The 13,169-nt window shown below is 34.0% G+C and carries 8 protein-coding genes; 3 read left to right on the top strand and 5 right to left on the bottom strand.

Going from position 1 to position 13,169, the window contains the following annotated elements:
- Positions 1-612: 612 nt before the first annotated feature.
- Positions 613-1,047: a cupin domain-containing protein gene (locus tag LL966_RS01920; protein ID WP_229349666.1), complete on the top strand. Its 435-nt coding sequence runs from the start codon at positions 613-615 to the stop codon at positions 1,045-1,047.
- Positions 1,048-1,361: 314 nt separating this feature from the next.
- A complete protein-coding gene (locus tag LL966_RS01925; protein WP_229349668.1) occupies positions 1,362-1,910 on the top strand; it encodes a type 1 glutamine amidotransferase domain-containing protein in 549 nt (182 codons plus the stop codon).
- Positions 1,911-2,183: 273 nt separating this feature from the next.
- On the opposite strand, the gene LL966_RS01930 is transcribed toward LL966_RS01925, so the two are convergent.
- Complete coding sequence (locus tag LL966_RS01930; RefSeq protein WP_229349670.1) at positions 2,184-2,501, bottom strand: GIY-YIG nuclease family protein; 318 nt, start codon at positions 2,499-2,501, stop codon at positions 2,184-2,186.
- A gap of 485 nt (positions 2,502-2,986) precedes the next feature.
- On the opposite strand from LL966_RS01930, the gene LL966_RS01935 reads away from it, so the two are divergent.
- A complete protein-coding gene (locus tag LL966_RS01935; protein ID WP_229350879.1) occupies positions 2,987-3,220 on the top strand; it encodes a hypothetical protein in 234 nt (77 codons plus the stop codon).
- A gap of 207 nt (positions 3,221-3,427) precedes the next feature.
- On the opposite strand, the gene LL966_RS01940 is transcribed toward LL966_RS01935, so the two are convergent.
- From LL966_RS01940 to LL966_RS01955, 4 genes are all read right to left on the bottom strand, one after another.
- Positions 3,428-6,757: an NACHT domain-containing protein gene (locus LL966_RS01940; protein WP_229349672.1), complete on the bottom strand. Its 3,330-nt coding sequence runs from the start codon at positions 6,755-6,757 to the stop codon at positions 3,428-3,430.
- A 506-nt stretch (positions 6,758-7,263) separates the two neighbouring features.
- Positions 7,264-8,352, bottom strand: coding sequence for an efflux RND transporter periplasmic adaptor subunit (locus tag LL966_RS01945; protein ID WP_229349673.1), 1,089 nt, complete (start codon positions 8,350-8,352; stop codon positions 7,264-7,266).
- The gene (locus LL966_RS01950; protein ID WP_229349675.1) at positions 8,342-11,626 is read right to left on the bottom strand and encodes an efflux RND transporter permease subunit; all 3,285 of its coding nucleotides are present in this window, start codon (positions 11,624-11,626) and stop codon (positions 8,342-8,344) included. The genes LL966_RS01945 and LL966_RS01950 overlap by 11 nt, the downstream gene beginning before the upstream one ends.
- A gap of 12 nt (positions 11,627-11,638) precedes the next feature.
- The gene (locus LL966_RS01955; RefSeq protein WP_229349677.1) at positions 11,639-13,024 is read right to left on the bottom strand and encodes a TolC family protein; all 1,386 of its coding nucleotides are present in this window, start codon (positions 13,022-13,024) and stop codon (positions 11,639-11,641) included.
- Positions 13,025-13,169: the final 145 nt, after the last annotated feature.

Here is a 13,169-nt window from a genome sequence, read left to right on the forward strand (position 1 = left end):
GTGAAACCTTTATTTTATTGAGCTTTTTGTTAGATGATTTTTTTTTAGGAGCACAAATTTTAGGTTTTTCAAAACGTTTCGTCCTGCTCTTCACTATATCTTTTGTAGTCTAGTTAAAGAAACTAGACCACAAAAGGATGCCGTTTCGATCAGGGCTAGGCGAGAACCTATATTTTTTCATTAGAACTTTGTCAAAGTTTATCGCAGACAATTTTCTCTCAGCAAAATTCCAGAGGAACGAAATATTTATAGATCGTTGATACGCGATTCACAAAAAGCTCCAACGGAGCGACATATTAATTGGTATAATACCTAAATATGTCGGCTCTTTGGGTTTTCATTGCAAATTACATTTTAAACTGGACTAAAGTCCAGCTCTACAATATAAATCATTCCTTCGGAATTTTACTTTGATTATTATAATTGAAATTCTTGTCTATTTGTGATAACGATATCTGAAAGGCAGTTTTTTCATCATTACAAAAAAGAGCCAAAGGCTCGGAAAATATTGTAGAGCTGGACTTCAGTCCAGTTTAAAAGGCATAAAAAGGAAAGATAAACGCAAAACCAAAAATAATTGCATGAAATTTTTTCGTAACATTACAATAAAAAATGAAAACGCTAACCATCCTAAAAACCACAATTACTGTTTTATTTTTCCAACATACTTTTTCTCAGGAAACAAAAAAAGAAACAGCTCCACCACAATACACAATTGAAAACTGTGTCAATCATTTTGAAATTGAAAAAGCCACCAAAACCAAAGTCGGTTATCAATATTGGTTTGCAGATAAAGATTTTACTCAGGAAAATACTTTAAAAATGAGTATCGTCGAGCCAGGAAAATCGACACATGCGCCACACCACCACGTGGAAGAAGAATTTTTCTATATCCTGGAAGGCACAGCCGAATTCTATCTCGACGGAAACACCAAAACCGCTGGTCCAAACACCAGTTTTTACTGTCCGTCAAATATGGAGCACGGAATCAAAAATGTTGGAAATACCGATTTGAAATATTTGGTTATTAAAAAGGATTTGAGATAATTCTAAATGTAAAGTTCTTTTTCTAAGCTTTTCTCTTTGTATTTCATAAATGGTATTTTTTCGTTTTTTTGAAATTCTTTTTATTTCGTACTCAACTATTAATGTAAATTATTCTTCTTGCTTTCATCCTATAAAATAGCGAACCAAATTGTCACCAATTTTATATAATTTCAGTTTGTTTTTTAATAAAAAATTGATTTTCAATTAATTAACTTTTATTAAAGAAAGGTTTAACATCGTGTGTTTCAGCTGGCTGTTTGAAATAACTAATTTTAGGTAAATCAAAATTAATAACATTTTAAATATTTGAAATTATGAAAAAGAATATAGCCATATTAGCCACAAACGGTTTTGAAGAATCAGAATTATCATCACCTAAAGCCTATTTGGAAGAGCAAGGTTGGAATGCAGATATCGTCAGTTTGAAATCTGGAACTATCAAATCTTGGAAAGACGGTAATTGGAGCAACGAATACAATGTTGATGTCGTATTAGATCAGGCAAATGAAGCCGATTACGATGCTTTGGTTATTCCAGGAGGAGTTATAAACCCTGATTTATTGAGAAGAGAAGAAGCTGCAGTAAATTTTGTTCGTTCCTTTTTTGAAAGTAAAAAACCAGTAGCCGCTATTTGTCACGGACCTCAAATTCTGGTAGATGCCGATGTTTTAGAAGGTCGAAAAGTAACGTCGTTCTTCTCTATTAAAAACGATTTGAAAAATGCCGGAGCACAATGGGAAGACTCAGAAGTAGTCGTAGACAACGGATTAGTAACCAGCCGAAACCCGAATGATTTGCCCGCTTTCAATAAAAAAATGGTGGAAGAAATTAAAGAAGGAATACATGAGCGCCAAAGAGTCTAATAAAGAAATTTCTATTTAGATTTGTCAAGTTACAAAAATGCAAGATCGATTTTGGTCTTGCATTTTTTTTTATAAATATTGTGGTGCTTTGACTTCGATCATCTAAAATTTGTTTCGTCGTTTTGCTTCCAGTTTGTCATTTCGACCGAAGGGAGAAATCACACTCGTAAATCGACAAAGATTGGCGAAATACTTTGTAGAATTTCTGGTGTGATTTCTCCTTACGTCGAAATGACAATTTCAGAACTAACAAACATTATGAGATATATGTTTTTACTCAAAATGAAAATTAAGAAATTCAAAAGTTTCATTAAAACTTCTTATCAATTCAATTTTCTTATCTCTTCGCCATTTTTTTAATTCTTTTTCTCGGGCGATTGCTTCCTGTATCCAAGTGAATTTTTCGTAATAAACTAAAAACTGAATATTATATTTTGCCGCAAAACTGTTTATATTCAAGTCTATGTTTTCTTTATGTTTTGCCAATCTTTGTTTTAAATTATTGGTTACACCAATGTAAAAAGATGTTCGATGTTCATTTGTTATTATGTAGATGTAATAAGTATGAAAGCCAAGTTGCGGATTAAACATTGTATTTTTTTGTACGAATATACATGTTTTTAGTTCTTATTTGTCATTTCGAGGAACGAGAAATCACACGCGCATATCGACAAAGATTGGAGAAATATTTTAAGGAGTTTCTAGTGCGATTTACTTCGTCAATTCGCTATCGCTCGTGTCTCCCTTCGGTCGAAATGACAAGATTGTGTCAATTCTTATAGTAGATCAATGCGTGCAGTATATCATTTCGTTTAGTTTGTCATTTCGATTGAAAGGAGAAATCACATGCGTATATCGACAAAGATTGTCGATATACTTTGTGGAGTTCCTAGTGTGATTTACTTCGTCAATTCGCTATCGCTCGTGTCTCCCTTCGGTCGAAATGACAAAACTCCATGAATTCGTCCTGTTTGTCATTTCGAGGAACGAGAAATCTCCACAAGTAGCTCAACAAAGATTGTCAACTTACTTTGCGGAGTTTCTCGCGAAGATTTGCTTCACCAGTTCGCTATCGCATTTTTGCTAAAATCCTTTCCAAAGAAGCCGAAACAAGGCTGATTAATTTTTTTAACCATATTATAGATCCAGAAGATATGGCTAAAATCTTAAGACAAGTAAATTGCATTTTAGCTCTCGGCGTGATGCGACAACACGAAACCCTCCAAATAGGACTAACCAATTTTGAAGACAATTATTATTGGCTCAATGAATTGGCGGAGATTTTGAATCCTTATTTGAGTGAGGAGTAGAGTTTATAAAATGGAAAAAACCTCGATTTTATGATCGAGGTTTTTTTATTTTAAGTTAGTTACTCTAAGTTTTGTATATGCCGTGCGAAGTCTCTCGACTTCGTACCCGTTCCAATGATACATTGCAAATCTAGATAGTAATGGAATATAGGGATATGTAGGAAGTCGGGAGACTTCGCACAGCGGGTGTTTCTTATAATAAGGAAATTACTTTTTTAACCAATAAACTTCTTGAAATAAATTATTTATATCTTCATTGCCAGAAGTATAAAGTTTTTCAAATTCATCTTTGCTATTTAAATCTCCTCCTGCAATTTTATTTATTAGAGTGGCTATTTTCAAAGGTAAAAAATCTACATTTTTTGTTAATTTAATAATTTCATTGACTTCATTCTTGAATGGATTTTCTTCAGGAATGTACAAAATAGCCCAAGTGTCAATTAATAGAATTGATGAAGCTAAATATAAAGTATTACTAGTTGGAAAGGGAGCTTTTAAAGCTATTATTAAATTCAACATATGTCTTTCACTAAAAAATGATTTATTACTTAAATTAGAAAAATATCCAACTCTAATTGCTTCATTCCATAACGGTTTGCTTTTTAATTCAAATACATTCATAAAGATTTCAACGACAGAAGAATTGAGTCTTGGAGTGTCTTGCAGTATTTGCGAAAAATCTCCACCATTTTTTAATTGATTAAAATATTCTGGAGGTATACCCATATTTGAACTTTTATTTTCTTTTTTTGTAATCTTTTTTAAAGAATCGGGAGCTGCTAAACTTATATTTCCGCGAATAATTTCAAATAGACTATCCATATCTTGTCCTTTTGTGTTTTTAAAGATGTTTGTATCTATAAGTAATTTTTTTATTGTACTGTCTAGTATGTTGTTTTTAATATTGCGATTTATTACAGAGTTTTTTCCTCTAATTTCTTCGATATCTTTTCTTCCACTTATTAATAAAAGATTCATTATTATTTCTTTAAAAGGACCTGAATTAGATCCTGTTCCTAATGCCGTCATTAAAACTTTATAGACACTTTCCAATCCAAAATCTTCATTATACTTTGAATGAATAGATAAGATAATTGCCCCACATAAATTAAGATATGGAGATGTTGTTACTGCAAATTGTTCAAATTTAACGACATTTTCCATGATTTTTTTTAGAGAAGATTCAAATGGCCTAAAATTGTCGTCTGTTCCAAAGAATAAATGAAATAATCCAAATGAGTTTTCATTATAACTTTGAAGTTTGTTTTTTTGATTATTAATATGATTGGTTTGTATACCGCAAGCTTCAAACAAAAGAAATAAATCTATTATTGCAGTTTCTTTAAACTGTACACAGAGTTTATCGTAAGCTAAATCAATATCTGTAAAATTATTATTATCTTTTGAGACCCAGTTTTTTAAAATACCCGTAAAAGGTCTAATTTCCTCTATAGTTTTAGATTTTAGAGCTGCTAAAATGACATATTCAATTATTTCATCCTTTCTTATTTCTGCAGCTACTACACCATCTAATAAAATACCACCCAGAAGTATAGCAGTATTGTTTTTTCTTGTTGGAGCAAGATCTAAAATAGAGTTTATAATGAATTCTTGACTATCTTCAGATTTTAAACTTGCTATTAATAAGCGAGTAACTTCATACCACCGAGGATCTATAGAATATTTAATAATATCATCTTTAAGACTAACAATACCCATTTTTTCACTTCTTGCCATTAAATATGTAGCTGTTAAATATTCCTGAAATGTTAAGTGAACGAAACTATAGCTTTTATCTCCTACTTCCACAAGTAGACCTGCACGATTTTTTATAAAATCAATATATTCATTTGCTAGATCAATTTCTTCATCATCTTCAAGACCTCTTTCAGTTTCTCTTATAAAAGTTGATAAAAATGTTAAAAGGTCACAATAAGGAACAACTGACCTTTGTGTTTTCCCTATACCAATACTTTGTTCTTGCATCCAATGTGCAATAGCTTCTAGTCTTCTCTTGTTTCTTATTTCAATTGAAGTTTTGTTTTTGGCAGTTTTAAATTTTGCTGTTTGCCATGTATTTAAAAGAGTTTCAGTGCATTTTTGATATAGTACAACTCGCTGATCGGGCAAAACTGCATCAATCCGGTGAACTAACGTAATGATAGTTAAAAGTAGTGGATTTTCTGCTAATTCGCGTATTGCAGTAAGATTTTGATCTTTTAAAATGTTGATAAGGTCACCTATATTAGCATTTCTCTCTGATTTATTTTCTATTCTTACTTCGTACCAATCTGTTACAAATTGCTCCATTTGTTGTAGCGAAAGTTTTGCAACTTTAAAATGATTAAATTCCTTGCTATCAAATCGAAATGGATTATCATAACCTACAATTCTTGAAGTTAGAATTACAGTGTTTCCAGGATAGGTAGTTATTAGTGATCTTACTCTATCTCTTACAATAGTTTTAAAATCAGAATCAGGGAGTTCATCAAGACCATCAAAAAGGAAAATTACTTTTCCGGATTCTAAATAATATTCAAGAAATGAAAAGTCAAAACTCTTCAAATTAAAAGTTGCTTGTACATATTCTTGTATATAATCAAGCATTGAAAGATTAATTCTAGATTTCAGTTCATCAGCATATTTTCTTAATATTATATGAATCGGAAGACGATCATTTCCTTCACACTTATATCGATTTTGAATTTTATCTGATATGCCACTTAAAGTTAAAAATTTTAACAATGTTGATTTTCCAGAACCAGGATCTCCGAGTATAACTGTTTTAGAACCTTCAATTAGGGAAAATAAAGGATTTAGTGGGCTCGATTCATCAGCAGAATCAGGTTGTACATTTAAGGGGATATAAATGTCTTGCATAGGAATACCTTTGTCAGCTTCGGGCTTATACATTGACATGCCTATAAACTCTATACTGTTATGTAACTCGATTAAATTTTGAGTGTATCTGTTTTTTATATCAAAAATTTCTTTACGAATATTTTTTCCTTCTGGATATAATTCAGGATAGTAAAATAGACCAATAGACGGTGTTTCTAAAAATAAGGCCAAGATTTTCTTATGTCCCCAATGTTCAAGTTCAAAATCTAGATTTAATGAATTTGTTAAATCTTCAAACCATTCTACATCCCCTTTGTTTAATCGTGTTGCTGAATTGGTTAAATCGTCTGGTGTAACTAAAATAAATTTTTTTAAATCTCCTTTTTTAAATTTACTATCTGCATTTTTAACACTCGCAATTATACTTTTTCTATGATCATTAGTTAGTGGAGATGAGAAAAATTTATATTGAAAACCAGTATATGTTTTTTTTGTTTTTTTTCCACTGCTTTCAAAACTATCTAATGAACGGAAATCACCTGCTGAATCATTGAAAATAGTTATCGTTTTCCCTTTACGCCTATAGTCTTGAAATAACAGAAGATCTATTATCCTTGCAAATTCTTTTCCTCCTTCACTTCCTGAGGGGATTATTGAGGATAATGTTTTTGAACTTGGTATTCTTTTAGGTGCCATATATAGAAGGGTATTATTTATTGTTGATTTTAATGTTTACTTAAAAAATAAACTCATTTACTTCAAAAATATCAATTTACCAATCCAAACAACCAAGTATTTATACCTGTTTATTCTTATAAAAACAGATTTTAGCTATTTTTATGATGTCAAAAGTTTTATACTATAAACCACAATTATATCATGTTAGTATTGAGAAATTTATTAAAGGTGATCCATATATAAAATTGTCAATCTTTGTAGAGTTACTTGCCGAGATTTCTCCTACATCGAAATGATAAAAAGAATGAAAAATTCCTATACTACTGCGAAATCTTTAAACAAAAAAAAGGACAGCTCTTCAAAAAGAAGAACTGCCCTTTTAGGCAAATTTTTAAATTTGCATTCCTAAGAATGCGTACAGTTTTTGGTAATCACTAAAATGAAGACTAAACGCAGGTTATTAATGCCGATATAGTATGAAAACAGTCTAATTTTATTAGACTGTATTGAATACATAATCGGTATTATTCGTTTATGACATCGCCTTCCTTAGTTTCTTCGCTGGCAATTTTTACCAGTTTATCGTTTGGAGTCAAATCGCCGAAAATTTCAATTTTATCTTCAATTTCTCTTCCTTTTTTAATGTCAACTCTTGTCGCTTTGTAGTTTACTACTTTCACCACATATAAACCTTCCGCAGAATTCACCACTGCCGATTTTGGTACTACAAATGTGCTGTCTTTTGCGTTAAGCGGTAAAAGAACTTCGGCAACCATTCCAGGTAATAAATTTCCTTTTGTGTTGTGAACGTCCATTTCAACTCTTTCAGAACGCAGTTTTAAATCTAAAGCACCAGACATTCTGGTAATTTTAGCTGTAAAAGTTTCTGGCAATGATTTTACATTAAAACTCATTTCGTCGCCTGGGTGTAAATATCCTGTGTACAATTCTGGTACAGAAACCGCCAAACGTAATTTACTTTGCTCCTGAATCGTCAATAAAGGCAAATCTGAACCTTTTCCTGCTGGACCAACAAATGTTCCTAAATTGACATTTCTAGCCGCTACAACGCCGTCAAAAGGAGCACGAATTTCAAGATAACCTCTCATAATCGAGATTTCTTTGTGCGCTGCAATTGCTGCCTGATATTGTGCGTAATCAGAATTCTTTTTACCGCTTGCCATTTCTAAATCATTTTTAGAAATCGTTCCTTCAACCTTGCTTGTTTCATACAAACGGTTGTAAGTGCTTTTGCTGGTTGCGTAAATCGCTTCCATAGATTTCAATCTCGATTCGGCTGCAGCCAATTGCGAACTGATTTCTGGTGCTTCTAAAACAATCAAAAGCTGTCCTTTTTTTACTTTCGTACCAATATCAACTTTCAATAATTTTACGAAACTGCTCACTTTTGCATACAAATCAACTTGTTGGAAACCCGTTAATTCAGCTGGTAAACGCAATTCTGTTGTTAGTTTTTCTTTCGCTAAAGCGAAAGTTTCTACTTTAGGTTCAATTTCCGCTTTAACCGTTTCTTCTTTTTTAGAATTACAGCTGTTTAGGAAAAATACTGTTGCTAGAAACAGCGGACTATATTTTATAATTTTAGTGTTCATTTTTTGGTTTTAATGATGAGATATAATGTATACTTTCTTCGTCTTCAGGATCTAAAGAAACAGATTGTGTCGATGTTTTTTCTTGTGCCCACGCAAAGATCTGCGGAAGGATTAATAATACGGCAAAAGTAGAAAATAATAATCCGCCGATAACCGCTCTTCCTAACGGAGAAACCTGATCGCCTCCTTCGCCGTGTCCAATTGCCATTGGCAACATTCCCGCAATCATCGCAACCGAAGTCATGATAATCGGACGAAGACGTAACGCAGCGGCTTCACGCGCAGATTCTAAGGCATTTCCGTTTATTTTTCGAAGCTGTTCGGCATTCGTAACCAATAAAACGGCGTTGGCAATAGAAACTCCGACGGACATAATGATTCCCATGTACGACTGTAAATTCAACGTTGAACCTGTAAGCGTAAGCATTAATAAAGATCCTAAAACTACGGCAGGAACTGTTGTTAAAATAACCAACGAAACTTTAAACGATTGGAAATTAGCGGCCAACATTAAGAAGATTACGAAAACGGCAACCAATAACCCCGTTTGCAAACTGCTTAATGTTTCAGTCAATACAGTACTTAGTCCAATTGGCGTGATAAACAAACCACGAGGTAATTCGCCCAAGGCACTAATTGTTTTGCTTACATCTTTTGATGCCGTACCTAAATCGGTTTGGTAGATGTTTGCTGTAACGGTAATGTATGGCATGGCTCCTAAATTGTCGTTTTCACCGCTTACAAAGCCCGGTGTAATTTTGGCAACATCACTTAAAACAGGACGAAGCGAATTTTTTAATACTGGAATTTCTCCAATATCGGTTTTGCTTTTCATTTTGTTTAAAGGCACTTGAACCTGAACAGAATACGATAATCCTGCTTTTTCATCGACCCAGTTATTTTTTTCGGTATAACGAGAAGATGAGGTCGAAGCCACAAGCGAACGTGAAATATCATTCATATCGACTCCTAATTCGGCCGCACGGGTTCTGTCAATATCAATATTCATTGCTGGATAATGAATGGGCTGACCAATCTGCACGTCTCTGAAATACGAAATCGCTTTTAGTTTGTCTACTATTTGAGTAGCGTATAATTCGTTTCGTTTTTTGTCTTTTCCAGCCACTCGAATCTCAATTGGAGTAGGAGAACCTTGACTTAAAACTTTGTCCGTCAATTCAATTGGTTCAAAAGAAAGTTTAGTATCTGGAAGCACTTTTTTAAGTCTTGCTCTAAACTCATCTTTAAAATCGTCCATATCTTCATGATAGTCTTTTAAACTCACTTGGAAAACCGCTTCGTGAGAACCTGCCATGAACAAATAAATCGGGTTGATCGAGAATAGAGAAGGGTGCTGACCCACATAAACAGATGTGATTCCGATATGATCTTTACCCACCATTTTCTCCAATTCTTTTAAAACAACTCTGGCTTGTTCTTCTGTTCTTTCTAAACGCGTTCCGTCAACAGCGCGCATTCTCAATTGAAACTGACTTGAATTGGTTCTCGGGAAAACATCTTTTCCGATAAAACCAATAAACAGAACAGCCAAAAGAATCGAACCACTTAAATAAATAATAGTCGTTGCTTTTTTATGAACAAACAAACGATCTAAAGTTCGCATGAAACGAATCTTGAAACGTTCGAATCCACTAATTTTTCCGTTGTTGTTGGTATCGTCTTTTTCTACATAACCTTTTTTCTGAGTAATCAGATTTTGTTCCGATTCAGGCGTTAATCCGCTGTCATTAAATTCAGCTTCATCATCTGTAATATTCGGTTCGTGTTCGTGTTTTGCATGGGCTTTCATCATCCAGTTGGCCATTACAGGAACAAAAGTCTGTGAAAGCAAGAATGAAATTACCATTGAGAATCCAATCGCTAAAGCCAAAGGAAGAAATAACGCTCCCGGAATTCCGACCATGGTAAATGCTGGCGCAAATACGGCTAGAATACAAAGAAGGATCAATAATTTAGGTAAAGCAATTTCTTGACAGGCATCCCAAATGGCGAGTGCCTTGGGTTTTCCCATGTCGAGATGCTGGTGAATATTTTCGATGGTTACCGTACTTTCATCCACCAAAATACCAATTGCCAAAGCCAATCCTGATAATGACATTAAGTTGATCGTCTGTCCGAATAATTTCAGGAATAAAACCCCAGAAATAATCGAAATCGGAATCGTCATAATTACGATTAACGCTGCACGACGGTCACCCAAGAATAATAAAACCATTAATCCTGTTAGAACCGCACCAATAATTCCCTCCGTAATCAAACTTTTAACCGAGTTGATTACATAAACCGACTGGTCAAATTCGTACGTAATGTTTACATCTTCAGGAAGTGTACTCTGAATTTTAGGAAGCTCTTTTTTCAATTTCTGAACCACATCCCAAGTCGAAGCGTCGCCCGCTTTTGCAATACTGATATAAACCGAACGTTTTCCGTTTACCAAAGCATAACCTGCCGTAATATCGGCACCGTCTTTTACATTGGCAACATCGCCTAATTTTAAGTTCTGAACTCCGCCTTTGAATAACGGAATCTGTTCAAAATCTTTAATTTCTTTAATCGTATTATTGGTTGGCGTAATATAGTTTTTGTCGCCCATACGTACGTTACCAGATGGAGCCGTTTGGTTGTTTAAACGAATCGCTTCCACGATTTGATCTGGCGTCATATTATGAGAACGCAATAAATCTGGATCTACGTTTACCTCAATAGTTCTTGGACTTCCTCCAAATGGAGCTGGAGATAATAAACCAGGAATCGAAGTAAAAGAAGCACGAACATAAACGTTGGCCAAATCCTGTAATTCGTTGTTTGAACGTATTTTACTGCTCAAAACCAATTGTCCGATTGGCAGTGAAGAAGCATCAAAACGAATGATAAACGGAGGCTGTGTTCCCGGAGGGAAAACCGCTTGGATTCTGTTGGAAAGCGCACTTAACTCGGCAGCCGCCTGAGCCATGTTGGTTCCTTCATAATAGGTTAATTTCATAATCATTAACCCTTGAATATTTTTAGTTTCTACCGATTTGATACCATTCGAAAAAGGTAAAACGTTTACGTAGTTTTTGGCAAAATAAGCCTCCATCTGATCTGGCGTGTAACCTCCAAATGGGTGCGCGATATAGATAACCGGCAAATTCATTTTGGGCAGAATATCTACCTTAATGTCTTTGATGGCACCAATTCCGAAGAAAAATAGACCCGCAACCAATACTAAAATGGAAATGGGTTTGCGGAGTGCAAAACGTATTAAATTCATTAGGATTTATAATTAAAATTCATTTATAAATAAGTCAAAATTTCCTGTTGCAGCGACTTTCAATAAGTACGATTGCCACACATTATTATTGACAATATCTCGATCGATTTCAGCACGGTTTAAAACATACATCGTTTGTGTTAAATCGGTCAGATCGGTTAAACCGTTTTTGTATAAAGTCGATTTCTGTACGTAAGCTCTTTTTGCAGCATCAACTTGAATAGGCGCTTCAGCATAATTTTCTAAAGTAATTTTGATCTTATCTTCGGCAAAATTCAATTGCGATTTCAATTCTCTATCGGCCTGATTGTATTCTTCCTGCAATGCCTGAGAAACAAATTTCTGAGCGCTAACTTGTTTGCTTGATCTAAAAGGAGTGGTTAAATTCCATGTAATTCCAACACCAACCAAATAATTGGTACGATCCGGATTTACGCCATCCCAATAGTTTCTGCTAAAGGCATTTTGGTCTGTAGCATAAGAATTTTCAAATCCTGAAGCTCTGGTTTGTAAAACTCCAAAAGCACTCATCGTTGGATAGTAAAAACGTTTGAATAATTTAACCTGCTGATTGCTGTAATCGATTTTCGTTTTATACAATTGTAATAACGGATGAAGGCTATCGTTTGCAGCATTTCCTTGAATTAGCTCTTTCGGAATCTGCGTTACAAAAAGCGTATCGGCAACAAAATCCTGCGGAGTAACGCCCATTAAATCGACTAATTTGTTGTTTTGTTCTTTAACGAAATTCTTTGCCAAGTTTAGAGCAATTTTAGCTTTTGACACTTCAGCAGTTGCCAATGTAGAATCGACTCCGGCTAATAATCCGTTTTTAACTCTTGCAGCGGCTGTCTTTTTGAAAACTTCTGCACGACTTAGATTTTTCTGTTGAGAAATCAATAATCTCTGACTCGCTAAAAGATTTAAATAAGCAGCCGAAATTTTGATTTCCTGTTGAAATTTTTCCTGCTGTAAATCTTTTTCTTTAGCCTGAACATCAATTTTAGATAAATTGATTTTTTCCTGTGTTTTTCCGAAGGTGAAAAAATCCCAGTTCATGTTGACTAGATAAAGCGCACCAAATGCCGAATTCCAGTTTTGTTCAGGTAACGGAAGTCCTGACGAAGCAACTCCTAAACCTCCAAAACCATAAAGCGGTCCGTTTTGTCCGTTTACGGTCCCGTAATCCTGCTGTGCCGATAAATTTAAGTTTGGCAGATAATCACGGCGAGATTGTTTTAGAGTCTCTTTTGATGCATTGGTGTAATTGTTTTTTGCCCGGATAGAACCGTAGTTTTCAAGACCTGTTTTTATTGCTTCTTTTAAAGACAGGGTTTGAGCGTAACCGATTGAGGCAAAAATCAAGAAAAATAATAAGGTAATTTTTTTGAAATACATAAACTCAAGTTGTGAAATAATGTTTTGATGAAACAAATTTATTTCTCTTACGCTGATAAAAGTCAGGTTAAGTGATGTACTGCACTAGTAAATGACGAATTGAATTGGTCATTTTTTGAAAAAAATAATTAAATATTTGTTCGTA

Origin of the sequence: Flavobacterium chungbukense (genome assembly GCF_020805785.1) — a bacterium.
GTDB lineage: Bacteria > Bacteroidota > Bacteroidia > Flavobacteriales > Flavobacteriaceae > Flavobacterium > Flavobacterium chungbukense.

Excerpts from the sequence above, each read along its gene's own strand:
- LL966_RS01920 (WP_229349666.1), top strand. The coding sequence starts at position 613 with ATGAAAACGCTAACCATCCTAAAAACCACAATTACTGTTTTATTTTTC.
- LL966_RS01925 (WP_229349668.1), top strand. The coding sequence starts at position 1,362 with ATGAAAAAGAATATAGCCATATTAGCCACAAACGGTTTTGAAGAATCA.
- LL966_RS01930 (WP_229349670.1), bottom strand. The coding sequence starts at position 2,501 with ATGTTTAATCCGCAACTTGGCTTTCATACTTATTACATCTACATAATA.
- LL966_RS01940 (WP_229349672.1), bottom strand. The coding sequence starts at position 6,757 with ATGGCACCTAAAAGAATACCAAGTTCAAAAACATTATCCTCAATAATC.
- LL966_RS01945 (WP_229349673.1), bottom strand. The coding sequence starts at position 8,352 with ATGAACACTAAAATTATAAAATATAGTCCGCTGTTTCTAGCAACAGTA.
- LL966_RS01950 (WP_229349675.1), bottom strand. The coding sequence starts at position 11,626 with ATGAATTTAATACGTTTTGCACTCCGCAAACCCATTTCCATTTTAGTA.
- LL966_RS01955 (WP_229349677.1), bottom strand. The coding sequence starts at position 13,024 with ATGTATTTCAAAAAAATTACCTTATTATTTTTCTTGATTTTTGCCTCA.